This is a genomic window from Vibrio sp. Vb1554 (genome assembly GCF_033344235.1).
The window spans coordinates 20,643-45,291 of the sequence record NZ_JAWPOJ010000026.1; the positions used below are offsets into that span (position 1 = coordinate 20,643).

General features: G+C 44.2%; 27 protein-coding genes. 11 read left to right on the plus strand and 16 right to left on the minus strand.

The genetic code is table 11. The features are described from left to right. Window positions 1-25: 25 nt before the first annotated feature. A complete protein-coding gene (locus R8N28_RS18575; protein WP_005373920.1) occupies window positions 26-220 on the minus strand; it encodes a hypothetical protein in 195 nt (64 codons plus the stop codon). Window positions 221-407: 187 nt separating this feature from the next. On the opposite strand from R8N28_RS18575, the gene R8N28_RS18580 reads away from it, so the two are divergent. Next, a complete protein-coding gene (locus tag R8N28_RS18580; RefSeq protein ID WP_042523305.1) occupies window positions 408-1,220 on the plus strand; it encodes an aminoglycoside phosphotransferase family protein in 813 nt (270 codons plus the stop codon). Here R8N28_RS18580 and nqrM read toward each other — a convergent pair. The 3 genes from nqrM to R8N28_RS18595 are packed head-to-tail and all read right to left on the minus strand — an operon-like array spanning window position 1,198 to window position 2,196. Next, window positions 1,198-1,407: a (Na+)-NQR maturation NqrM gene (gene nqrM, locus R8N28_RS18585; RefSeq protein ID WP_005464141.1), complete on the minus strand. Its 210-nt coding sequence runs from the start codon at window positions 1,405-1,407 to the stop codon at window positions 1,198-1,200. The genes R8N28_RS18580 and nqrM overlap by 23 nt on opposite strands. A gap of 1 nt (window position 1,408) precedes the next feature. Continuing rightward, window positions 1,409-1,909, minus strand: a complete 501-nt coding sequence (locus R8N28_RS18590; protein WP_065275143.1) for a NifB/NifX family molybdenum-iron cluster-binding protein — start codon at window positions 1,907-1,909, stop codon at window positions 1,409-1,411. Continuing rightward, window positions 1,906-2,196, minus strand: coding sequence for a DUF134 domain-containing protein (locus R8N28_RS18595; protein WP_042523433.1), 291 nt, complete (start codon window positions 2,194-2,196; stop codon window positions 1,906-1,908). Before R8N28_RS18595 ends, R8N28_RS18590 begins: the two co-directional genes overlap by 4 nt. A gap of 500 nt (window positions 2,197-2,696) precedes the next feature. On the opposite strand from R8N28_RS18595, the gene R8N28_RS18600 reads away from it, so the two are divergent. The 4 genes from R8N28_RS18600 (at window position 2,697) to ompV (ending at window position 6,612) form a co-directional block, all read left to right on the plus strand. Next, complete coding sequence (locus tag R8N28_RS18600) at window positions 2,697-3,596, plus strand: ABC transporter permease (protein WP_042523309.1); 900 nt, start codon at window positions 2,697-2,699, stop codon at window positions 3,594-3,596. Further along, on the plus strand, window positions 3,589-4,818 hold the full coding sequence (locus R8N28_RS18605) for a quaternary amine ABC transporter ATP-binding protein (protein WP_065275142.1): 1,230 nt from the start codon (window positions 3,589-3,591) through the stop codon (window positions 4,816-4,818). Before R8N28_RS18600 ends, R8N28_RS18605 begins: the two co-directional genes overlap by 8 nt. Window positions 4,819-5,079: 261 nt before the next feature. Further along, window positions 5,080-5,613, plus strand: coding sequence for a copper resistance protein NlpE (locus tag R8N28_RS18610; protein ID WP_005373930.1), 534 nt, complete (start codon window positions 5,080-5,082; stop codon window positions 5,611-5,613). Window positions 5,614-5,835: 222 nt separating this feature from the next. Next, a complete protein-coding gene (ompV, locus tag R8N28_RS18615; RefSeq protein WP_042523313.1) occupies window positions 5,836-6,612 on the plus strand; it encodes an outer membrane protein OmpV in 777 nt (258 codons plus the stop codon). 75 nt (window positions 6,613-6,687) lie between these two features. On the opposite strand, the gene R8N28_RS18620 is transcribed toward ompV, so the two are convergent. The 3 genes from R8N28_RS18620 to R8N28_RS18630 form a co-directional block, all read right to left on the minus strand. Continuing rightward, window positions 6,688-8,355 carry an ABC transporter substrate-binding protein gene (locus R8N28_RS18620; protein ID WP_065275141.1) on the minus strand — a complete coding sequence of 556 codons (1,668 nt, stop codon included), beginning with the start codon at window positions 8,353-8,355 and terminating at the stop codon, window positions 6,688-6,690. Between the two features lie 160 nt (window positions 8,356-8,515). Then, the gene (locus R8N28_RS18625) at window positions 8,516-9,130 is read right to left on the minus strand and encodes an outer membrane beta-barrel protein (protein WP_005373936.1); all 615 of its coding nucleotides are present in this window, start codon (window positions 9,128-9,130) and stop codon (window positions 8,516-8,518) included. Between the two features lie 180 nt (window positions 9,131-9,310). Beyond that, a complete protein-coding gene (locus R8N28_RS18630) occupies window positions 9,311-10,195 on the minus strand; it encodes a LysR family transcriptional regulator (protein WP_065275140.1) in 885 nt (294 codons plus the stop codon). A 93-nt stretch (window positions 10,196-10,288) separates the two neighbouring features. Here R8N28_RS18630 and R8N28_RS18635 point away from each other — a divergent pair, with 93 nt between their 5' ends. Then, window positions 10,289-11,170 (plus strand): DMT family transporter, encoded by an 882-nt coding sequence (locus tag R8N28_RS18635; protein WP_005373940.1) that lies wholly within the window; start codon window positions 10,289-10,291, stop codon window positions 11,168-11,170. A gap of 62 nt (window positions 11,171-11,232) precedes the next feature. Here the strand turns inward: R8N28_RS18635 and R8N28_RS18640 are convergent, their stop codons facing one another. The 4 genes from R8N28_RS18640 to pncB all read right to left on the minus strand — a co-directional run bounded on the left by R8N28_RS18640 (window position 11,233) and on the right by pncB (window position 14,906). Beyond that, complete coding sequence (locus R8N28_RS18640) at window positions 11,233-12,012, minus strand: methyltransferase domain-containing protein (RefSeq protein ID WP_017819786.1); 780 nt, start codon at window positions 12,010-12,012, stop codon at window positions 11,233-11,235. Between the two features lie 170 nt (window positions 12,013-12,182). Continuing rightward, on the minus strand, window positions 12,183-12,701 hold the full coding sequence (locus tag R8N28_RS18645; RefSeq protein WP_005373945.1) for a glycine zipper 2TM domain-containing protein: 519 nt from the start codon (window positions 12,699-12,701) through the stop codon (window positions 12,183-12,185). A 214-nt stretch (window positions 12,702-12,915) separates the two neighbouring features. Next, a complete protein-coding gene (locus R8N28_RS18650) occupies window positions 12,916-13,275 on the minus strand; it encodes a hypothetical protein (RefSeq protein WP_005373947.1) in 360 nt (119 codons plus the stop codon). A 320-nt stretch (window positions 13,276-13,595) separates the two neighbouring features. Continuing rightward, window positions 13,596-14,906: a nicotinate phosphoribosyltransferase gene (gene pncB / locus R8N28_RS18655; RefSeq protein ID WP_042523435.1), complete on the minus strand. Its 1,311-nt coding sequence runs from the start codon at window positions 14,904-14,906 to the stop codon at window positions 13,596-13,598. A 298-nt stretch (window positions 14,907-15,204) separates the two neighbouring features. On the opposite strand from pncB, the gene R8N28_RS18660 reads away from it, so the two are divergent. From R8N28_RS18660 to R8N28_RS18675, 4 genes are all read left to right on the plus strand, one after another. Then, window positions 15,205-15,930 (plus strand): NUDIX domain-containing protein, encoded by a 726-nt coding sequence (locus tag R8N28_RS18660; RefSeq protein WP_005373953.1) that lies wholly within the window; start codon window positions 15,205-15,207, stop codon window positions 15,928-15,930. A 32-nt stretch (window positions 15,931-15,962) separates the two neighbouring features. Beyond that, the gene (locus tag R8N28_RS18665; protein ID WP_053307171.1) at window positions 15,963-16,616 is read left to right on the plus strand and encodes an isochorismatase family protein; all 654 of its coding nucleotides are present in this window, start codon (window positions 15,963-15,965) and stop codon (window positions 16,614-16,616) included. A 29-nt stretch (window positions 16,617-16,645) separates the two neighbouring features. Then, on the plus strand, window positions 16,646-17,002 hold the full coding sequence (locus R8N28_RS18670; protein WP_042523322.1) for a VOC family protein: 357 nt from the start codon (window positions 16,646-16,648) through the stop codon (window positions 17,000-17,002). 154 nt (window positions 17,003-17,156) lie between these two features. Then, a complete protein-coding gene (locus tag R8N28_RS18675; RefSeq protein ID WP_065275138.1) occupies window positions 17,157-18,050 on the plus strand; it encodes a DMT family transporter in 894 nt (297 codons plus the stop codon). Here the strand turns inward: R8N28_RS18675 and R8N28_RS18680 are convergent, their stop codons facing one another. After that, a complete protein-coding gene (locus R8N28_RS18680) occupies window positions 18,051-18,791 on the minus strand; it encodes a DNA-binding transcriptional regulator YciT (protein ID WP_017635127.1) in 741 nt (246 codons plus the stop codon). 217 nt (window positions 18,792-19,008) lie between these two features. Between R8N28_RS18680 and R8N28_RS18685 the strand changes: the two genes are divergently transcribed. Then, window positions 19,009-19,488, plus strand: a complete 480-nt coding sequence (locus R8N28_RS18685) for a peptide-methionine (S)-S-oxide reductase (RefSeq protein ID WP_005388723.1) — start codon at window positions 19,009-19,011, stop codon at window positions 19,486-19,488. A 38-nt stretch (window positions 19,489-19,526) separates the two neighbouring features. Here the strand turns inward: R8N28_RS18685 and R8N28_RS18690 are convergent, their stop codons facing one another. The 4 genes from R8N28_RS18690 to R8N28_RS18705 form a co-directional block, all read right to left on the minus strand. Further along, window positions 19,527-20,582: an NAD(P)H-dependent flavin oxidoreductase gene (locus tag R8N28_RS18690; RefSeq protein ID WP_065275137.1), complete on the minus strand. Its 1,056-nt coding sequence runs from the start codon at window positions 20,580-20,582 to the stop codon at window positions 19,527-19,529. 187 nt (window positions 20,583-20,769) lie between these two features. After that, window positions 20,770-22,173: an ethanolamine permease gene (eat, locus tag R8N28_RS18695; RefSeq protein WP_005373969.1), complete on the minus strand. Its 1,404-nt coding sequence runs from the start codon at window positions 22,171-22,173 to the stop codon at window positions 20,770-20,772. 11 nt (window positions 22,174-22,184) lie between these two features. Next, entirely contained in the window at window positions 22,185-23,069 is an 885-nt protein-coding gene (gene eutC / locus R8N28_RS18700) for an ethanolamine ammonia-lyase subunit EutC (protein WP_064354513.1), read from the minus strand. Continuing rightward, window positions 23,062-24,474 carry an ethanolamine ammonia-lyase subunit EutB gene (locus R8N28_RS18705; RefSeq protein WP_065275136.1) on the minus strand — a complete coding sequence of 471 codons (1,413 nt, stop codon included), beginning with the start codon at window positions 24,472-24,474 and terminating at the stop codon, window positions 23,062-23,064. Before R8N28_RS18705 ends, eutC begins: the two co-directional genes overlap by 8 nt. Window positions 24,475-24,649: the final 175 nt, after the last annotated feature.

Consider the following 24,649-nt stretch of genomic DNA (forward strand, 5'->3'; position numbering starts at 1 on the left):
AGGGCGCTTTTAGGTAAAAGAAAAATTATTTATCGAGAGACAAACCTATCTGACTGATTTTGCTTTCAAACTCTTCGATGCTGTTCGCTTTGTAAGTCGGAGCACCGTTAAAGTAGCGCGGTTTCTCTGGCAGCATCGCATTTTTCAGCTCTTGTTCTTGATCGATATTGTCATGGTAAACCGTTACACGATTTGGAATATCCTGCTTCATTACAGCCATTTTGGTTCTCCTTTATTAAGACGAATAGTAAGCGTAGAACGAATTTATCGGAGTACAGGCGAGACTGTGTAAAATTTAGACACTCACAGCAAAATCATATTTAAACAGTTGCATTTAATATTTTTGAGGCACTTTGTCGTGGCTATTGGAAAACGTGAGTGCAGCGATTAAGGTGAGCTCTCTCTACATGAAGACAGGAAGTCCGGTGTCGCAACAAGAACTCAACCAAATGGGCAGTGCCAAAGTTTTTCTCATCGAAAAAGATGGCGTCCAAGTAATAGAAAAACGTAACCCTACTCAAATAGAAGTGGCGTTTTATCAACGCTATGCCGAGCAGTTTAACGCGCTTGGAATACACGTACCGCGCTTGATTCAACTCGACGACCAGAAAAACGTTCTGTACATTGAATACGTTCCCCACGCAGTCGAGCAAGCATTCTTACTTGAAGATGATCGAGTCATTGAACAACTCGTCAAACTGCACCGACTTCCACCAACATCAGATGGTGTTTATCACCGCCACCAGTGGACACCACAAGCGACTCAACAAGCACTCGCAACACTTAAACTGGGCTCAGAGACAGAACAGTTCTTCCACCAGCTACAACAACGATCGGCGCACCTTTTCGATGGGCAGAACTTGATCTCCGGAGACACCAATGCAGGAAACTGGGGACAGCGCCAAAATGGCGAGCTGGTGCTGTTCGACTGGGAGCGCTTTTCTACAGGGCATGTCGCGATAGATTTAGCGCCGCTCATCGAGGGCATGGGCACATTTGATGATTACTTGAACGTAGCAGACAAATATATAAAGTGCGCAGAGAAAGGTGAAACAACAGAATTGGCGCGCGATATCGGATTAGCAAAAGCGTGGATCGTCGTCGAGGTAGTCAACATACTGGTCTCCAGAAAAAATCCGCAGACCAGCAAATATTTGGACTGGTTTCGACAAACCTTGCCGCAATGGGCCAAAAGCCTTAGCGCTCAGGTGATGAGTTAGGCTCTGAGATTTGATACAAGTGACGCTCAGGCTCTGCGCATGTGGTTTCGCAGTTGCATACTTTGTCGACACCGACGTTGTTTAAACCGCCGCAACTTCCTTGAATACGCTTGTTATGAAAGATAACCCCAAGCGACATCAGCAAAATAATCGCGAGAAAACCAAGAAAGGTAAACAACCAAACCATACTAACCTGCCTTTTTAATCGACGCCTTTACGCTAAGTATAGCTGGGCTCGATTTTGCGGCGAATAATGCAGCAGCCTGTTTGGGGCGTGCTAGCAACGAGGGTTTGGCTTTTTTACCGCCGCAGCCACATGATCCGCATCCACCTTTTTTCTGATGATTGGTTGATGGACGACCTTGCGATGCGTCTGTCAGTGGCTCTCTCGGAACGGCAAGTACATCTTCCAATGAGCTGCGCGTTGAAAGTCTGAACACTTGTTTGCCACTGTGCAAAAGCTTTTCTAATGCGCGCTCGCCGATGTTGCGCACCAGCACAGCTTCTACATTGTAGTCTTGTAAAGATTGGATAAGCTGGGACTTCGCTTTGCAGCCAGCTTGGGGCATTGCAGCGATGTTTGCTAGGTTTTTAAGCATTCCGTCAGTATCAGAATAAATAGCGATGTAAGGCGCTTTGACAAAATGGTTTGCCACCCGCTCATCATCATTAGGAATAGCATAAATCATAAGTTTGACTCCTCATTCGGAAAAACTAATGCATGACCTTCAACTAAACTTTTTGCGACCTTGAACCGCGCACTTTTTACTGTGTTGCCAAAAGTTTGTCTAGATATGCCCATTTGATCTGCGGCTTGTTGTTGGCTGAGTCCCTCTAAATCAGCCAAGCGCAGTGCTTCAAGTTCTTCTGGCAATATGGCGACTTGCTCCAACTGATTAAATGGAATGCCATTGGGCTTAAAGCAGTGGTGAGCCGCACGTCCGCATATTCGTCTTTCTATCTTTGGTCTTGCCATCATTGTCCCTCAAAAACACAGAGTCAAATTACGCCTTAAACTGGCATATGCCAATAACATTTTTAGCATATGCCAATAAACTAAGTTTGCAAAAATCAACACGACAAATACGTAATACATCAGCATTAATTAGACATCTAATAATTTAGGAATTTTGATGACAAACGAACAAAAAGATCAATTCTAATTAACCGGATAATAAAAACGTTAGTTTGCGCAGATTTTTCATACAAATACACGCTAATGTGTTCATTTTATTGAAGAAGAAAAACTATAATCCAAGCAAATCATTAGTTTGAACACTAATGATTGTTTTATTTAAAAGGATGTATACCTAAGGAACGAAAAAGAGAAGTTTGACGACATTGGCCTTAGCTTAAAGGGTAATACTTTCGATACAGAACCTGTCGAACGACCATTACTTGGCCTAGGTGCCCTACTCTTCTTGCCAAATTAAGTTTCTTGAGAGCGCTTAGGTATATCAGAAAAAGGAAGTACATATGTCTGACTCAAATTGGCTCAGCGAATTCCCGGAAATGGATGCCACTGATCTCAGGGCGATTCGCAAAACACTCGACGGCGCCTATAGAGATTTCTCTCGCGAGTATGGTGAACTCATTGAGTCTCTGTTTGATCCGCTCCTTGCGTTTCTTGTCTGGTTTGAAAAACTTCTGATTTCTACACCTTGGTTCATTATTTTAGGTGTCTGCACCACTCTCGTTTATGCCGCCAGCCGCTCTTGGAAACTGGCCGCTGCATGTTTTGGTTCGCTGATTCTGATTGGCTATTTTGGAATGTGGGAAGACACTATGCGCACGCTCAGTATCATCACTGTATGTACTATGCTTGCCATAGCACTTGGTATCCCTATCGGCATCGCTATGGCGCGCTCTAATCGCATTCAGTCGGTGGTAACACCATTACTCGACGTCATGCAAACCATGCCGGCATTTGTGTATCTCATTCCAGTTGTGATGTTATTGGGCATCGGGAAAATTCCTGGCCTTATCGCAGTAGTGATCTACGCGATTCCACCGGTTATTCGTTTAACCAATTTGGGCATTCGTCTAGTTGATAAAGAAGTATTGGAAGCCGCAACCGCATTTGGTGCCAGCACTCGGCAACGGCTTTTTGGGGTTCAGCTTCCGCTTGCAATGCCAACCATCATGGCGGGAATTAACCAAACGATCATGATGGCACTGTCAATGGTGGTCATCGCATCAATGATTGGGGTAAAAGGTTTAGGTCAGCCTGTTCTAAAGTCTATTACCAATCAATATTTCACTCTTGGTCTTCTCAATGGTTTAGCAATTGTCGCCCTAGCAATCCTTTTTGATCGTGCTTCACAAGCGTATGCGAAACGCACTCAAGCTCATTTAGGAGACTCAAAACATGACTAGTCCACTTATCGAAATCAGCGGTCTGTATAAAATCTTCGGCCCCAAGCCCAATAGCGTGATTGAGCGCGTTAAGTTGGGACATAGTAAAGAGCAGGTTTTAGCGGAAACGGGCCACACGGTCGGACTAAAAGACATCAACCTGCAAATTCAAAAGGGTGAAATTTTTGTCATTATGGGATTATCCGGTTCTGGAAAATCCACCATGATTCGCCACTTCAATAGATTAATCGATCCAACCATGGGGCAGATCTTGGTAGAAGGGGTGGATGTCATGCAACTTTCTAACAAAGAACTTGAACAGTTTCGCCGTCACAAGATGTCTATGGTGTTCCAACGCTTTGGCTTGCTGCCTCATCGCACTGTTATCGACAACATCGCATATGGTTTGGAAGTTCAGGGAATGAGTAAAGAGGCGCGCTTAGAAAAAGCAAATGAATGGTTAGAAACCGTTGGACTGACGGGTTATGAGCACCAGTATCCTGCTCAACTATCGGGTGGACAGCAACAGCGTGTGGGCCTTGCACGGGCACTGGCTACCGACGCCGAAATACTGTTGATGGACGAGGCTTTCTCAGCATTGGACCCTCTGATTCGGAGCGAAATGCAAGATCAGTTGGTAGAGCTGCAACAGAAGCTGCACAAAACCATTATTTTCATTACTCATGATTTAGATGAAGCGCTTCGACTTGGCGATCGCATCGCGATTCTTAAAGACGGTGAACTTGTCCAACAAGGTTCACCAGACGAAGTTTTACTGCATCCTGCCGATGAGTACGTTGAAGCCTTTGTAAAAGACGTCAATAGAGCGCGAGCACTGACAGTCGAAACGCTGATGCAGCCACCTTCGTACTGTGTTCGCGCTGAAACCATTGAAGATGCACTAAGTGAAATGAAACGTGTTAAACGTGATTATGCCTACCATGAGACCAATGCAGGCTATCAAGGCGTGATAACACAGCAAGGATTGCTAAACGCAGCGAAGTTAACTCATATATCAGATTGGCGTGATGATATCTATGAAGAGGTGCCTATCATCTCTCCACATTTAGCCATTGAGCAAGTGCTGACTGAAGTCATGTCGTGTGAACATTCACTGCCCGTCATCGATGAGCACGGCCATTTGAAAGGCGAATTAAATCGTCAGGTTATTGCGGAGCTGTTTTCTGATCAACGAAGCACAAAACGAGGCACTTCACGCTCAAGCTTCAATAACGTTTCTTAGATGATGTTGATAATACAGCTCACAACAATGTGGGCTGTTATCAATTAACTCACTCCCACTCCCCTTTTTAGATATTTGTCTGTGGGCTCAAGCTTGATACCCAAAGCAACATTTACATTGTTCTGATTTTCCTGACAATTTCATGCTCATATCCGGTTTTATTGACATAGTTAGATCATTCTATTGCTTTTTGATGACGCAAATCCTCGATAAATGTCTACTATTACTCTCATACAAAATCTTGATTTAAAGAGGGATAAAATGAAAAAGACAATGTTGGCACTAACAGGCGCGGTAATAATTCTTGCAGGCTGTCAAGATGAGAAACCTGCCGAAACAAGCGCAGTTGAAGTACCTCAGGCAACGGAAACTGAAGTCACCACCAGTGCAGACGTTACGACTGAGACAATTGACACGTTACCAGTAGAAGAAGAACAGGTAATTACTGAAGAGACATTTGTAGACTCTGAACACAACGCACAAAGTGCTCTGGACTGGAACGGCACCTACAAAGGAACACTACCTTGCGCGGATTGTGCTGGTATCGATATGACCATCACACTAAATCAAGATGGCACTTACGTACTTGAAGAAAGCTACCAAGACAAAGAAGACGGTCAATCAAAATCTGAAGGTCAATTCACTTGGGACGCAAATGGCAGCATCGTAACGTTGACAAATGAAGATGCACCAAACCAATACTTTGTTGGTGAAAACGTACTTATGAAGCTAGACATGAATGGCGAAAAAGTAACGGGTGACCTAGCACCACTATACAACTTAACGAAACAGTAAGAAGTTAGTATCAATACCTGATAAATACCCCAAATCCGAGCCACCCCAGCTCGGATTTTTTCGCTGTTTTAACGAAAGCTATTCCAGCAACCTTTCTATTCTGAAGCAACATTCTGCTTCTTACCCTGATTGTTCATTACATTTCCATACGCTTTGCCGATAGATGCTTACAACGTCATTTTGTACAGTGTTCAAAACAAAACAGAACAACTCGGAAAAATGATGAAAAAAACATTAATTGCACTACTTACTCTGACAGCTGCTGGCTCAGCTTTCGCTGGCGATACTTACATTCGTAACGGTAACATCTACAACAACGAAGGCAGTTGGAACGTAGAAGCTGGTGTGGCTCAAGGCAGCGATCTTTTCAAAGATCAAAAGCATAATACAGCACCAATTCTCAACGGGGGTTACCATGGTGACGACTTTAATGCTGACCTAAGTGGCATTAACTACCGCTTCTTCGGTAACACCAATGAGTTAATCAACATGAGTGCCTACCTTGTAGGTAGCGGTGTAATGCGCGACGGTGATACAGCGAAAAGCCTGAAAGGCACAGATAAACGCCGCTTCGCCGTCGATCTAGGTTTAAACGCAGACTTTACACTGGATCAAAACAACGTCATTTCTACGTACCTTCAGCACGATATCAGCGGTGCTTACAAAGGTTACTTAGCGGGCGCGACTTACTTCCACATCATGAAATTCGGTAGTGTTGATTTTGTTCCTTTTGCTAACCTAACTTATCAAAGTGAAGACTACGTAGATTATTACTTTGGTGTAAAACAACGCGAAGCAAACGCAAACCGCAAAGCATACAAAGGTGATTCAACGGTAAGCTATGGTGTGGGCTACAAACTTGTTATGCCAATCAACGACAACTGGCAAGTAAGCCAAATGACACAATACACGCGCCTAGGCAGCGGTATCAGCGACTCTTCTATCGTTGATAGCGCAAACCAATGGGTTGTTGGCGCAAGTGTGTCGTACAACTTCTAATCCGATACGCCCTTATAAAGCCATCATTTCGATGGCTTTATGCGTTGGACATTTGCATCATATTGAACACAGACTTTAGTGTGAATGAGCAATCCATAACCTATGTAAATCGCTATAGCCTGTATTCTTCACCTGCACACCTCGCACTTGCTGTGTTTTTGTCACTTCTTCGTAGCCAACAAACAAAGGCAAATATAGGTACTGATCGCGCAGCGCTTTCTCTAGGTTTAATAAAGACTGTAGCGAGTGATCATCTGCCATCGCCCTGCGAACCTTTTCTCTATGGCTTAACATCTGGCTTTGATCAAAACTAAAACGCAGTCCAGTTGCTATCGACAGCCATTCGAAGATGCCATATTCAAATGGTGCTTCCATGACTTCCTCAATGAAGAGCAAGTCTGCTTGGTGAGACACTACCTCAGGAAAACTAATGTCATCAATAACGACGATCTGCAACTCCAATCCCGTTGCACGAATCACACTGTGCAACCATTCGGAATGACGAATTAAACTCGGTATCGTCCAGACAGGTTCAGCTAATACCACTTTACCTTTCAGTTTAGGTATCACAACACCATCTGTTATTGATAAATCTTGCTCGTGAGTCTCTAACTGAATGCTGTCAACGGCACTTGGCGCATCATAAATTCGCTTTTGCACATGGATGTAATCAGCGAGTTGATACCAAGTTTCTTTTGTGAGTTGGGATTCCGCACGTTCGCGGTAGGTCAGATATGAAAATGCGCTAATTTTTTCCACTTCAACGTGATCGGAGCTTTGGTTAAAGCTCAACATATTTAAGGTTTTAACATCACCATGAGACAGCGTTATTTGATCTAACAATGCGCGTGCTGAAAAATACTCTTTGTGCGCTTCAAGAGTCATACTCTCCTGGTTCCAGTCGCTGATTTTAAATGGCCCAGTCCCTATGTGGTAGGAATAACTAGAACCGAAAGAGACGACATCTCGACACAGAATAGACGCATGAGGAGTTGCTAGCATGTATGGAAACAACTTGTTCGGATGCTTCAATATGATTTTTAAGCAGTTAGATGTTTCTGCAACCACGCTATCAATGCATTGCCAGAGCTCGTGAACTGGTCCTTTTATCTCCCTGAGTCTTTCTATACTCCAAACCACATCCTGTATGTTAAGGGGCTCGCCATCATGGCGATATATGCCTGGCCGCAACCATAACGTCATTACCTTGCCTTCCATTTTCCATTCGTGTGCTAACGATGGCTCGATACCACCATTGGAATTTTGGGTCAGCAATACGTCATAAACGCTTTTCGCGACGTGTAATTCAGTGTGACGGTAAGTATTCGCAGGGTCGATTTTGGATACCCAAGGGTAAGAAGAAATCAAAATAGCGTTATTTGATTCATTCAATCGATTCACTTTTTCAGAAGCGATAGTTAGTGCTCTAACCGCGGTTTGACCGAACCAATCAATAAGTTTCGTTATTGAGTTCATTCTTCCTCTGCCAAGCTCCTCAACCAAAAACTCGGTCATCGCTTGTTGGAGGGAAATATTAATACTGAGACGGCTAGCGTTACTTCGGCCAATCGCAGGTTGCCAATCGACCCAATCGTAAGTGGCAAGCTTTTTCATCACAATAGAAACATTGCGCCTCGACGTGCAAATCACCGCTTCTAGCTCAGAAAGCGTAACAAGGTGATACTGGTGAGGTTCAAAGTGCTTTAACAGTAGATCCAGATACCTAAGATTGACATCGTTCACAAAGATTCCTAAGAGTTATTCCAAAGCAAAAAAATAGCACAGGACGCTTAGCAACTAAACTTCCTGTGCTATATCTAAACAAATTCAAAGCTTGGACTCAGCTCGACCAACAGAAGTCAAAAACGTTTACTAAGCCAAGAGGTAACTTGAATAAGTATTCTTAGAAACGGTAGCTCATACCTACAGAGAATACATTGATGTCTGCATCAACCGTTACTTTTTCATTGCCAAATTTCGCAATGTCTAGCTCAGGCATCATGTATTCCCATTCAACTTGTAGAGCAAAGTTTTCAGTAATAGCGAACTCTGCGCCTAAACCGTACATGCCTGTTACAGTGCTGTCAGAAATGGTGGTATGGCCTGCGCTACCGTCAATCACAGAGTTGCTAATTTTGAATTCAGCATTGAAGTAAGAAAGACCAGCTTTAGCAAAAAGGTTGAAACGATCGCCAATCGGTAGAGTCGCTTTTGGCTGAATCGATAGATACTTCATATCACCAACAGTAACAACTTTGCCGTCTAAAGCATCGTAGCCACCAATGGCTGCTTCTAGAGAAATGTATTCGTTGAATTTGTAACCACCGAATACTTTGCCTGAAAGGCTTGAGTCATCTTCAAGTTTAAGTTTAGTGCTAGCGTTAGTACCACCACCATTGATAGAGCCATTAACATCACCAAACGATGCTTGACCTACAGATGCACCAACGTAAGGAGCTGCGTTTGCAACAGAACATGTTGCTAGAAGGGCTGTCATTAGCCATGTTTTTTTAAACATTGTATTTCACTGCCTGTTAATTATTGAGGTTGTGTTTTGCCCATCCTTAAGCATGCCATGCTATCCATTTCACTTGGTTTCAAAACCAAGTGGATGTTAATGAATAAAAACTCAATAAAACATGAAATATTTAGACACAACTTTGCCACTTTCTTTCTTAATTTTGACAATTTAGTCATTTCACAAGCATTGCTGCTTCAACCAGTTAGTGAGCTTGATGATTTCCGCTTGCTTGGCTCGACTCTTTTTATGAATAAAATAAAAGCTGTCTCCGGTTTCCAATCCATGAGAAGGGATGTACACCAAATCGTGCGCTTTATCTCTTTCATTGAGCATAAAATCATTCGCAAATGCGATGCCTTGGTCATAACGCGCCGCCTCTATTGCCAACAACATATGACTAAAATGTTGAACATCGACATCTTTCGGCAAGGTGTAACCGCCCGCTCTGCACCACTCAGCCCAATCTTTTCCTCTCTCTCGATAAATTGAGTCTGTCGACAAAATAGGGTATCGCCAAAGCGCTTCTGGAATCGGTTGATCTTGCAACTCTTTCCAAATTTTATGGCTGCAGACCGGATACAGCGTCTCCGCGTATAACTTTACCGACATGTAGTTTCGCTTTGGCTTTTCTACCGTGATAAAACAATCGCCAACGCTGTCTGTCTGTTCAGGATCACCAACGACCATATTGAGTGTCAGGTCGATTTCTGGATGTAAGCGCTTAAAATCAGACAAACGCGGAATAAGCCACTTTACGGCAAGCGAGCTATAAATCGCCAACCGTATGCTGCCTTTGTCCCCTTCTCGCACCTTTTGGCTGGCTATCGCAATTGAACTAATTGCTGGGCTAATATCCTCTAAATAGCGTGTGCCCGTATCGGACAAAGAGAGCTTTCTGCCTTGGCGGATAAATAATGATTCACCCAAGTAATCTTCTAATAATCGTATCTGGTGGCTAACGGCACTTTGCGTCACATTGAGTTCTTCAGCAGCAAGCGAAAAGCTAGAGTTTCTGGCAACAGATTCAAAACAGTGAACCGCTCTGAGTGGTGGCAATTTCATTATCTAAAAATCTCATACTTAAACTAATAAATATCACTTCACTTCATCCTATGACATCACCTACTCTTTGGCAAAGAAAGAGGAGAGGAAAAAGTGAAAGTTACATCGGTCGGAGCAGCGATGCTGCTATTAATTGTTGGAAATCTCATTGCGGTGCTTTCGGACTCTTTAATTAAAAGTGTCGGAAATGAAGTGCCTATTTTTCAATTTGTCTTTTTCCGACAAATATCAGCGGTGCTTTTCCTGCTGCCAGTCTACCTGCTAACAAAAAATGCGCCTTTTCTTGAAGGGTTTAAGTGGCATGCTGTTCGCGCTCACGTATGGTTACTTGGTGCAATATTCATGGTTTTGGCGATCTCATCTTTACCGCTCGCAACTGCGAACGCGATCTTTTACGCCGCGCCATTGATCATGTTGCCACTTGCAGCAATCTTTTTTGGAGAACAGTTGTCTAAGCAATCGGTCGCTGCAGCGATAATGGGCTTTGCCGGTGTATTGGTCATCATTCGTCCAGACCAAATCGATTGGGCAGCCATTTCAGCTTTAGTTGTTGCAATTACTTTAGCAATCAATAACTTGCTCATTCGAAAACTGCCAAAAAATCAGTCTGTGATGCAAACGTTATTGATGACAAACTTGGCAGGTATTCCAGTAGCCTTCTTGCTTGTTCTGATCGAAGCAGAACCTTGGGACTGGAGTGCTTTCCCTGTTGCTGCTGGCTCAAGTTTGTTCATCATGATTTATGCAGCAACATGTGTCATCGCTTACCGCTCGATCGATAGCAACAAAATTGCTAGCGCTGAATACAGTGGCTTAATTGGTGCCGTGTTTGTGGGATTGATTTGGTTTGGAGAAGTGCCAGATATATTTATGGCAATAGGAACCATTATGATTGTTGTGCCTCTGGTTTGGCTTTCTAAACGAGAGCGTCGCAAGAAAAAGTTGCAAGAGCAACAAGAAGCGCACGTTACTTAAAGTTGTGCTCTAGCCCAAAGACTAAAAAACCGAGCCGTAAGTGCTCGGTTTTTTATGTGGCTCTAATCGTTTTTTACGTAAGCGACTACGTGAGATAAAAACTGCCTTGCAAAGCGATCATTAAACCGGATGCGATATTCATGCTCGGCTTCCGACACTAGACGCCAGCCTTCAGCAAAGTATTCTTTGATATCATCAACCGCCTCTTCTTTATTTTTGATGTGTTTCGCGTTCCACTGATAAGTGCAAGAGACAACGATCAGCCCACCCACCTTGGTGGTTTTTTTTAGAGCATTGATCACGCTAAGTGGCGACTCACATTGATCAATCACATTTAAACATACGACTAAATCAAAGCGAGATTGGAGAGTATCAAGCTCAAAAGGCTGGTTAATTAGCGTCAAATCAACATGAGCACATTTCTGTACGATATCTCTATTCTCTACCTCTAAAGTGTTTAAGGTGTTCACATCGTGAAGGTAAGTAAGCTCGACGCGTTGTTCTTCTATTAATAGTTGCTTCAAGCCATCCATTAACCTATTTGAAGGCTCCACAAGCGTCGCTTCTCTAAGGTTAGGTAAGCGTTGCACTAACTCATAATAATTTCTTCCCAGCGCCGCCCCAACCTCAAGTAGGGAATACGGCTGAACGCTGCTTTCGATTACCGCCTGCGCAATAAAATCAGCAACTTGGGAGCAGTGAGGTGATGACAAAAAAGAAAGTGGGACTTGTTTTGAGCGACTGGTTATCATCTCAATCTGTTGATCCTCAATGAACTTGTCGAACCATTGCGCTTCGAAATAACCAGCCAAACCGTGCTCGGTCAGGTAAAAATCTTCCATGTTTTTTCCGTTCGTACTTTTAGAAAAGTGATTGTATCGAACACGGAAATTAACGGGTATTTCTGGCCGCACATTCCAATAGGAAAACAGATGAAAACGCCGCTTGTGTGAAAAAGCCCTTTCATCTCAAAGATAAAAGGGCTTGTTAATCGCTTCGGTTAAGTCGCTAACTATTGTGGTAGAACAACGTTACCATCTTGAATTGGGAACGTTTTTGTCGCTGGCTTGCTCGCCAAACGAACCGTCGTTGGTGCACCTGAAACTTCGTAAGTGACGTCGTAACCCACTACTTTATCAGATGTCGTATATTCTGTATGACACTGTTTTTTCGTCGTTGTTACTACATCACCTTTTTGCACATTCTCCTGGATCTTACGACCTGTCAGTGCACCAGCAATCGTACCAGCTGCAGTTGCAATCACTTTACCTGAGCCACCACCGATTTGGTTGCCCAGCGCTGCTCCAGCTGCTGCGCCACCAACCGTACCAATAATTTTATTGTCATCCGCAGGGGCAACTTGCTCGGTTACTACCACGTCTTTACATACTTGGTGCGGCTTTTTCACCGTTTCAGTCACCGCTTCAACCAAAGTAATGTTTGCTTGAGTTGGAGCTGGTGGCGTTTTGTCTTTACAGCCTGCTAGTACAGCAACAACTGCCGTTGCAATTGCGATAGATTTCATATTCATGATTTACATCCCAGTATGGTTTGCTTTGATGAGCGTTATGGTAAATCGCAAAAGGGAAATCACATCAGACGAAAACAAACCCTCTGTTATTAACAAGTAAAGAAACACTGTTTTATAAGAGGTACGTCAAGAAACACTCAGCAGAATGTCAACAGAGCTAAAACTGTATCACTACTGATTATGATTGGGCTGGACTAGTCTATGAGATTTATTTTTAAGCCAAGCTCAAAAATAGTTCGTCATCCGTTAAATACTTATGACGGTGGCTTAGATTACGCACGTGCATAAACATAAAATCAGGGAAACCAGGCGCTATAATGTTATTTGGTTCCCAGCATACACCGCCAACAAACACATATCGCCCCTGCTTGTCATCTTCGTGAAGGGGGTTATTAAGAGGAGAAGAAAACTCTGCTCGGCAACCTTCAACCACACAAACAATTTGTCCTTTAAAAAGGCCAATCACGCGCTTTACAAGATTTGCCTTGATACCACACTTCCATGCTTGGCGAGTGGCCATCTCATAGCCATATTTTCGGATCGCTTTCTTTTGCAAATGTACTACTAGGTTCATTTTGACTCCTGATTCAAGCAACTACGTGAAGCCCAAAGTCATAAAAGCAGATAGACGTCTATACCCGAGTGAGCTCATGGTACGTGGGAATAAACTACGTGATTAGACTGAGTTTAGTGTCGGATGAGATACACCGTCCACGATGCTGTAACGTATCGATTTACACCAATCAAAGGCAGATAACACATCAACTTTTGAGTGCTTTCCTGCGCTGTATCTGGTTACTTCTGTATATTACTATAACGAAATCACCCTCCACGTTTACCTATATAAATTTGTCGTAACGATAGAGGGTGCTTATCATGGAGAGAGGATAACGCCTACGCGTCGATGAGATAATTTTGACCTTCAGTTTCTAAACGATCGATCATTTTACGACACTCATTTAAATCAAGAGGTTGTTCAAAGCGGCGCTTGAGATTCATCAAAAAGAAGATATCTTCACACATGGCTTTCTCAGGTTCGTCACTGATTTTGGCGACCGGTGAACCATTGCACGTGACCATTTTTATCACGATAGAAAGTGGCTGGTAGGCTTCACCATCTTTATTGACATAATCACCCATATCATTGGCAAGAAAAGTACCGATACCAAAACTCACCTGAATACGTCCTTGGAAATACTCGCAAATATCTAACGCTTGTTCGAAGTTAAGTCCGTCGGTAAACACCAGTGTTTTTGTTAATGGGTCTATATTCAGCGACTGGTAGTGTGCAATCATTTTTTCACCCCAGCTATAAGGGCAACCACTATCGTGACGTACACCGAAGTACGCGTTACTTAGTTCTTCATCAAAGTCTTTAAGGAAAGCATCGATACCAATCGTATCGGTTAACGCAATACCTAGTGCACCATTAAACATTTTTTGCCAACGTTGCAACGCCACTTTTTGCGAATCTCGCACATTCACCAGAGCTTGGTGTCCCATAAACCATTCATGAGCAACCGTGCCGATAGGCGTCAAGTTTAGCTCTTTTGCTAAGTGATAGTTGCTTGTTCCTGTCAAACATTCCGGCACTTCCTGGCACAAATATTCCAGCATAGTGCGCTGAGCTTGAAAGGAAAAACGTCGACGCGTCGACATGTCAGAAAATTTAAAGTTAGTAATGTTACGACGTTTTAGTTCCGACTTTAGGTGTCGAACTTTCTCTTCTAAAACAGTGGTAAATTGCGCAACAGGGATATCTGACCAACGCTGACGGCTACGAACTTCAGACACGATACTCATGATGATCGTTTCGTACAAGATGGTATCTCGCCACAAACCGTTAATGGTAATTCTTAACTGGCTTGAGCCATCAGCCATGGCTTTATTATGGAAAGAGACATCACTTTGTGGGTTGAAACGGAAATGGCGCAGTGCATCAACAAAGTCAGGATTCAGGTAAGGCGCGACACGCTTAATATATTCAATTTCTTCTTGCGTAAATTGAATATCTTGCAGTTTAAGGACTTCGGCTTTTACCTCGGGCAAAAGCTCAGAGAGGTCTTCCTCACTGCGCACGATAAACTTATATGACACCATCGCATCAGGGTAAAGCGCTGTTACAGCGCTCATCATATTGACTTTGTAGACATCGAAATCCAAAGCGCTTTGAATGATGCGGGAAGAAAATAGTTTGGTGGTCATTAGGTGCCCTTCTACATGCCCTTCCTGGGTATATAACTTTTTGTTACTAACTAATTTGCGTAAACAATAAACACCCATCTATAGTTTGTCAACTTTTGTTACTAACCACTCATTTTTATAAGGTTTTTTTGTCTAGAATTCGAGCAAGCATTGTGAATAAGTCAGAGTCATCCGTAAATTTATGCTCAAACCGTATTACGAACACTACCAAAAACGTTTCTAACAACTCGTTACTTACCCATTGATTGACCACTTGTTATGCGCTAGATTATTTACAAATCAATATTAGGACCCAACCATGATCGTATCTGTCGACATTATTCCATTCAGGCTATCTGGCTGTGCCGATAAGGGATTGGAAGTGTTGTTGATTAAACGTTCAAATCCAAATCGGCCATACCATGGAGTCTGGGCACTACCGGGCGGATTTGTCTTTGATAAAGACTTAACCAGTGAAGGCGGACGCCCGGCCGATGAAAACTTTGAAGCGGCGCGTCGCCGAATTTGCCGTGAGAAAATCCATACCTACCCTCGCCATTTTAGCGAAGCGTTTATCGACGGTGATCCAAAACGCGATCCAGAAGACTGGAGCTTAAACATTACGCACTACGCCTTAGTTGATCGTAACAATGTAGAGCAAATAAATAATGCAGGTGTACCGGAATGCCAACTTAAATGGTTTTCGCTACAGGCTATTCTCAATGGAGAAGAGACTCTCGCATTTGATCATCAAAAAACCATTGAAAAAGCGTGGCAAAAGCTTCGTGCATCCATTGAATACACATCGGTTCTTTTGTTTGCATTAGACAAAGAGTTTTTGGTTGCGGACATCATTTCTGCTTATCAAGAGTTTGGTATTGATATCAGCCGAATGACGATTAAGCGCCGCTTGATAGATTCAGGCGTACTAAAACCCACTAATAAAGTCGCTTCAACCAACAAAGGCAAAGGTGGAAAACCCGCAATGGTATATACGCTGACTAGCGACGAAGTAACCTTTTTTCAAAACTGTTTGCGTGGATAAACGCAGACAATCAGACAGACAAGGAGTCTGCCATGACTGTTCGAGTAAACTATCAAACTACAGCAGTGATCGACGTTGATCCAGAGAAAGGCTTTAGTGAGTTATGTCCAGATGAACTGCCCGTTGCAGGTGCGTTGGAAATCGTACCGGAACTTTTGAACAATCATGCCAAAGGCCGATTAAAACTGGTCAGTCGTGACTTACACCCACCAAAAGCAAAGTGGGATGCAGAATCGCCATCCAATATGCTTGAGCCCGTTGGTTTACCGAATGTGGATATAAAGTGGAACCGTCACTGTGTGCTTGGCACAACAGGTTCTGAGCTGCTAGATGGCTTACCACCCGTGTTGGACTATGATTTTCAAGTTAATAAAGGTATGGATCCTGACGCACACCCTTACGGTATTTTTTTCCATGATATTGCCGACACCAAAACGACAGGCGCGCATGAATTTCTAAAGTTCAACGGGATTGATACCTTAGTTATCGGTGGCCTTGCCTTAGACTTTTGCGTGAAAAAATCCGTCATGCAAGCGCTGGAACTTGGCTACAATGTGGTAGTTAATCTTGCTTCAACTCGTGCGGTGCTGCCTGATAATGTAGAGAATGTGCTGACAGAGCTCAGAGATAATGGCGCATTATTTGTCGAAAAAGCGGACGACATCATCGTAGAAAAGTTCGCTTAGAAACGATAGTAACCGAGAAGGATTTCACCATGCATCAACATGAAAAATTGAATTACGTTGAATTTGGTTCCACTAATGTCAGTGCGACCAAACAATTTTTTGAGCGTGCTTTTGACTGGAGCTTTACCGATTATGGTCCAGAATATTCTGCATTTTCAGGACAAGGGTTGGATGGCGGATTCTTCAAATCTGAGTTTATAAACCAAACCGCAAATGGTGGCGCACTTTTAGTATTTTATAGCTCAGACATTCAGGCCACTCAGACAAAAGTAGAGCAGCATGGTGGAAAAATTATCCGCCCTATTTTCGAATTCCCCGGCGGCTGTCGATTCCACTTCACTGAACCGAGTGGAAATGAATTCGCAGTATGGTCAGAGAGCCATTAAGTGATCACAAATCAACAACACACCATCAACGTGAGCCCAAGCTAGCCAGATCCGGAACTGGCATTACATTTCTGGTTGACCTCATCCTTGGTTTAATTCACTGTTAGCGCAACAATTAATCGATGAGGCGCTAGACCTCGACCAAGGATGTCAAATGACTGCCGTCAGTTTTTTTCGCTTACTCTGCCTTGCTGCTATTTGGGGTGGCTCGTTTCTGTTTATGCGAGTCGCCGCCAACACATTCGGGCCGGCTTACTTAATCGAATTTCGAGTTACATTTGCCGCCGTCGCTTTGTTATTGATCGCCGTATATTTGAAGAAGAAACTCACGTTAACTGCGCATACTAAACACTTCTTTATTATTGGCTTATTCAATAGCGCAGTTCCATTTTTACTCTTTGCGTACGCAGCCCAGACACTGAATGCATCAACTTTAGCAATATTGAACTCAACCGCCCCAATATGGGGAGCACTAGTTGGCTTTGTTTGGTACCGCAGCCCACTCACAGCGAAATCTGTTCTCGGTATGCTAATAGGCATTGGAGGCGTTGCAGTCTTGGTCGGCTTAGATACTTCAACCATAGATGAAGAAGCCATGCTCCCTATTGCCGCCAGTTTGATGGCTTCTTTCAGCTATGGCATTGCTACCAACTACACTAAAAATGCGCCACAAGTACCAGCTTTTGACAATGCTCACGGCAGCATGTGGGCGGCGGTTATTTGGGTACTGCCGCTGCTACCATTCTTACCAATGCGTGCAGAACCAAGTCATTTCGAATGGAGCTCTGTTGTCACGCTCGGCGTTGTATGCACAGGGTTCGCTTATTTGCTCTATTTCCGCTTAGTTTCTGATATCGGCCCAGCGTCAGCACTGACTGTCACTTTTCTTGTTCCTGTTTTTGGTATCTTATGGGGCTACTTGGTGCTAGATGAGCCCGTCGGCTCTAACACCATCATAGGAACAATTCTAGTGCTTAGCGGCACTATGCTAGTCACCGGTTTCTCCCCAACAGCAATGCTCGCGAAGCGAAAACAAAGCGTTGCTTAATCAGCCTAATATAACTTCCACACCTCGCTTTTTGATTTGTTCAAGGTCGCTTTTCGGAGCGGCTTTGTCAGTCAGCAGCACTGATATTTCGTCAGTCTTACCAATTGATGAGGGATAAATTTGCCCAAATTTACTAGAATCCGTTAGAACAATATTGCGCCTTTTTTTCGCAATGATGGTTTCTGCGATCTCAGCACGCATCATGTCGCGGCTAGTAAAGCCAGTGTCTTGATGGAAGCCGTCAATACCCAAGAAGGCCGTGCTGAAATGAATGTTCTCAATACACAACTTAGTCAGCGGTCCGACCAAGCTCTCGCCTTGGTGCTGATACACGCCACCAAGCAAGATAATGTTGGCAGAAGTGTTACGGATGAGATGGGCGATATACGCCGATGGCGTAATGATGGTCACATCGCCGCGCTCAGCCAATGTCCGAGCCAACAACGCATTGGCACTGCCTCCTTCAATCAGCACTGTCTCATTCGGTGCGACCAAATCCGCAGCTTGGTTTGCGAGCGATTGTTTAATATCGAAACGTACTTCTAGGCGGGCATCAATGTCATCACTTTGCAACGCGGTAGCTGCGCCGTGAACGCGCTTTAGGTAGCCCTGTTGCTCCAGAAAGTTCAAATCCTGTCTGATGGTCACACCCGACACGCCAATGATGTCAGAAAGCTCTGTGACTTGAACGCGTTTACGGTCGTTCACTAATTGCAGGATTTCATTTTGTCTTGGGTTCACAGGTTCGCTCCTTATTGATGAGCTTACAGTATACTCACCTGATGTTTCATAAGAAAAGAACTTGAAAGTAAAAAGGAAAAAACGCGTGGTCTGATTAGCCAAGCTGTACCTTGCGAATATCGCTCCCATCAACAGATAATAGGGCAACGAAAATGGGATGGAAGAAGAGGGGTTAACTCCCTACATCCCAACAACGATAGAGACTAGGATAAAAGTAATGGAAGAAATTTACTTCGCAGGCGGCTGCCTTTGGGGCGTGCAAGAATTTATGCGCCACCTTCCGGGCGTAATCAACACAGAAGCCGGGCGAGCAAATGGCACAACGGATAACACTCAATCCGAATACGATGGCTACGCAGAGTGCGTGAAAACCCAGTTCGATGCTGAGCAAGTTTCGGTTGAAACTTTAATGGGGTATTTGTTTGAGATAATCGACCCTTACAGCGTTAACAAGCAAGGTGAAGACGTAGGTGAGAAGTACCGTACTGGTGTTTATAGCCAAAACGAACAGCATCTCACCATCGCGAAAGCGTTTATCGCAGCACGACCGGACGCCGACAAGATCGCCGTAGAAGTACTGCCACTCACAAATTATGTGCCAAGTGATGATGAGCACCAAGACAGACTCACAAACTTTCCGAATGATTACTGCCACATCCCATTAGATTTACTACATAAATACAGGGATAACTCGTAACCATTCGGTCAGCATCGCTTTAAAAGGCAAGATGCATATCAGTTTAAATCGATGCCTTCCACTAATGACAATGTCATTTCTGCCGCCGATATTTCCTTACAACCCGACGAGTTTTGTCCGCACCACAACGGTGTGAATTCATCTCGGTTTTGCTTTTCCATAAGCGCTCTTAGTTGAGCCATTTCAATGGAGGCGTATGGGAATTTCGGCGCAAACTCACTGATGTAGCCTAGCTCCGACATCGCGCGATTCACAATGCCTCTCGCTGGTCGGCCCGAGAAAACATTGGTCACTGCGGTATGTTGCGCGCGTTCACTGGCAATGGCATATCGATGTAAAGACGATGTTTTCGCCTCATCACACAACAAATAGACGCTGCCAACTTGAACGGCACTCGCTCCTAATCTCAACGCGGCTTCCACCCCACTTCTATCAGCGATTCCGCCTGCAGCAATAACGGGCAAATTCACCCGTTTGGCGATTTGTGGTAATAACGCCATCAAACTTAATTGAGTAGTTAAATCATCCGATAAGAACATACCTCGGTGTCCACCAGCCTCCAAGCCTTGGGCGATAATACCGTCAACGCCTTTTGCTTCTAGCCAAAGTGCTTCGTCCACCGTGGTCGCTGACGAAAGGATCTTCCCTCCCCACCCTCTAATTCGAGCTAACAGATCATCGTCTGGCAAACCAAAGTGGAAACTGATCACTGGCGGTGCAAATGGTTCAATCGCGTCAGCAATATCATAATTGAAAGGCATCCTTGTCGGAGCGTTTGGCTGAGCCTGAACGGTTGCATCAACCTCGGAAAAATACGGTTGCAGCGTTTTTTGCCACTTTTCGTGCTTGTTGGCGTCATACTCCGGCATTTCATGGCAAAAGAAATTGAGGTTAAACGGTCGGTTAGTTGCCTGCTTGATAAGTTGAAGTTCTTTTACGATGGCGTCTTTGTTCAGCATTCCACAAGGTAACGAGCCAAGCCCGCCAACATTACTGACGGCGATGGTCATTTGGCTGTCTTGCACACCGGCCATTGGCGCTTGAATAATCGGTAACTCTGTTCCCAAAAGTGTATTAAATACCTTGTTTATCATGATCTTTCCTTGAAAACTTAACCTTTACCTGTGATGGATCTGCGCCATCGTTATCCAGACTAGACTTTCACATGATTAAACACTTATAAAGTTAAAGTGATGCATTTGTGCGCTATGCACTTTTGATAGAAATGACAAAGGGAGCCTATGGCTCCCTTAATATGCTGAATAACAAGAATCAAAGTGACTATCGTACGACATCTGATTCAAGCTCTAGCTCTGCTACAGACAGCATGGCAAACTCTTCCTCGGCGGTTGCTGCCACCAGTTTGTTGCGGCTGTATAACCCATAATAAACACCACCGATAAGAAACAATCCCATTGTCATGAAAAAGGCTGAGGGATCAAAAGCATAAACACCTGTCATTGCGATCAAAGAAAGCACCAGAGAAATACTCGAAGTAATTATCCCACCAGGCGTTTTATATGGACGAGTTAATTCCGGCTGTTTAATTCGCAATAAAATATGGCTCAAGGACATTAATGCGTACGATACAGTCGCACCGACAACAGCCATCGCCAAGATTAAGTCCCCCTCACCCGTAAGTGAAACCAAGAACCCAAAAACGCCCGGAACCAAAAGCGCACGAGAAGGCACTTTTTTGTCACTGGTTAATGACAAAGTTTGCGGTAAATAACCCGCGCGGGAAAGCGCAAACACCAAGCGACTGTAACCATAAATGATTGAAAAGAAAGAAGCGATAAGGCCAGCCAATCCAAGTAAGTTCACGGCCATTGCTACCGTTGAATTGCCCGTAAGCTTTAGGGCGTCAACTAATGGCACCGCGCTATCGCCTATGACCTTTGAGCCAACCGCACCAGCCAAAAGGACGACTACGAGAGTTGCGGTTAGCAATAAAAACAGCATCGCACCAATGATGCCTTTGGGAACATCTTTTGCCGGATTTTTTGCCTCCTCTGCCGCTAAAGGCACACCTTCAACCGCAAGAAACAACCACATTGCAAATGGCAACGCAGCCCATACGCCATACCACCCAAACGGCAAGATTTCTGTTGCCTGAGCCGTCGCCGGAGCAATATCGAATAAGTTATTAACATCAAAGTGACCAATAAGCACAGCAGCAGTAATGAGAATAGCTAGCACAGCCAAACCGCTGATGACCATCATCACTTTGAGAGCTTCGCCAACACCTGCCATATGAATAGCGATAAAGACGGCGTAGAAAAGTGCGTAAACAACAGGGCCATCGATACCAACCAATTCATTCACGGCTGAGCCAATAAAAATCACTATCGCAGCAGGCGCGAGCGCATATTCAATCAAAACTGATAAGCCAGTGAAAAAGCCGCCTGTCGGCCCCATCGCCTGTCTTGCGAAGCTGTAACCACCACCCGCAGCAGGAATAGCCGCAGACATTTCAGCTAAAGACAATACTAGCGTGAAATACATTACTGCCATCGCGATAGCAGCAATAAGAAAGCCTCCCCATCCTGCTTGAGCGATGCCAAAGTTCCAACCGGCGAAGTCACCAGATATAACATACGAGACACCTAAGCCAGCAAGTAAAATCCAACCTGCGGTGCCTCTTTTTAGCTGCCTTTTGGCCAAGTACTCCTGATGTTTAGACATAGTAAATCCTTCTACTTTGATGAAATTAAAAAGTTGTCGCTGTGTTTATCTTCAACGCTTGCGCCACTTGGCTCGTTGATATCTGAGCGATCTTTCAGATTCACTCCTGACAGTTGTAATTTTCGAGCTTCCTTGAGCAAGTAAAATGCGCGTTCACAGGCATCGTCATAGTTGAGCCCCTGAGGGCGCACATTGGAAATGCAGTTTCTTTGGGAATCTTTAGAGCCTCGTTTAGCCCCCCAAGTGAGATACATACCCATGCTATCCGGAGAAGTTAGACCGGGTCTCTCTCCAATTAAAACCAGCACGGCCTTGGCGTTAAAACATTCACCAACATCATCCCCTACCGCTACTCTTCCTTGCTTTACGATTGTGATAGGTGCGAATTTCCATTGATGTTCATCACCAGCGCTTAAAAGAGAAATCAATCGAGTAACAACAGGCACGGCATGGTTTTGAATTGCGACGGAAGAAAGTCCATCAGCAATAACAATCGCAAGATCAATGTCAGTGTTATGCTCATTTGCTATCGAGTTGAGCGTTTGCCAAGAAGATTCATCAAGCAGCCTTCCTAAATCGGGCCTTTGCAGGTACATAAGCCGGTCACTCACTTGACTGCTAACTATGACAGGAGGTTCTAAGGTATTTTCAAGAATCGAGTAAGAGTCCGATAAACCAGCAACGAGAGAGTCAACATTCAAACTGCAATGCACTGCATCCATAGCTTGGGCGTGATCCAGCTGAAATGAGAGTAACTCGTTGGTTGGTACACTGTTCCCGCTGCGACCCAGAGCGATCCGAGCAGAGGTGAAGTCGCGTAACTTGCCCCAAGGGTTATGTGTGACAACTTCAGACTCATCTTGTGGGGACTGAGCAATGGTGATTACTTTACCCATGAGAATACCCCTTATTCACTTGGTTAATTGCTCCCGAAAACGAGCGAGAGATTTGCTCACTTAACCGAACGTCTTGCACGCTCTCGAAAATCTGCATCTCCATTAACCATTGTTCAAACTCTGGTGCTGGCTTCAAACCGAGTACTTTTCTTGCGTAAAGGGCATCGTGAAATGAGGTAGTTTGATAGTTGAGCATGATGTCATCAGACCCTGGAATACCCATGATGAACGAGCACTCGGCCACACCTAATAGTGTCAGCAAGTTATCCATGTCATTCTGATCGGCATAGGCATGATTGGTGTAACAGATATCGCAACCCATAGGTAAACCAAGCAACTTCCCACAGAAATGATCTTCAAGCCCAGCACGAATGATCTGTTTGCCATCAAACAGATACTCAGGGCCAATAAACCCAACAACTGTATTAACCAACAAAGGATCGAACTGTTTCGCGACAGCATAAGCACGGGCTTCACAAGTCTGTTGATCGACCCCATGAAATGCATTCGCAGACAGCGCGGTACCTTGTCCGGTTTCAAAATACATCACATTGTTTCCTACGCTACCTCGATTCAAAGACAACGCGGCTTCATGGGCCTCTTTCAAAATCGACAAGTCGATTCCGAAGGTATCATTCGTCCCTTGCGTGCCACCTATCGACTGAAAAACGAGATCGACTGGTGCACCCATTTCAATGGCTTCGATCGTGTTCGTTACATGAGTTAACACACAAGACTGAGTCGGTATTTGATAGTGTTGAATCACCTCATCCATTAAGTTCATTAACTTGATAGCTTGAGGCACATTATCTGTTGCCGGATTGATACCGATAACCGCGTCACCATTTCCGTACATCAGACCATCAAAAATGGTCGCTGCGATACCGTTGAGAGAATCAGTGGGATGATTCGGCTGTAAGCGAGTAGACAGGCGACTCGGCAAACCAATCGTATTCCGAAAAGCCGTGACAACTTGGCATTTTTTAGCAACGAGAATCAAATCCTGGTTGCGCATAATCTTACTGACTGCGGCCACCATTTCTGGTGTTAAACCTTGACGAATTTTAGCCAACGTTTCACCATCGGCTTCTTCACTCAGCAGCCAATTTCGAAAATCTCCGACCGTCAAGTGCTCAATCGGCTTAAAGGCTTCAAGGTCATGCGTATCGATAATTAGACGAGTGATATCGTCGCTTTCGTATGGAATAACCGCCTCGTTAAGAAACGTTTTAAGTGGTAACTCAGACAGCGCCATTTGTGCGACTACACGTTCTGCCGCTGACTGAACACAAACCCCGGCTAACGCATCGCCTGAGCGCTCCGGTGTCGCTTTCGCCATCAAGTCAGCTAATGACTTAAAGGTATAGACTTTACTTCCTTGTTGCCGACGATAAGTTGCCGTCATTGCTCTTCCTCTTCACTATTTGGTTCGCTTTTTGCTGAACTATCAATAAGCTTTAAGAAAGTATTGCCAAATGTGTTCCGTAGCGTTATCAAAAACTGGCAACATTTATAAACCAATAATAAACAATGAGTTATGTAAATACTGCTCCAACATGACTCACAAAAAAGGAATGAGC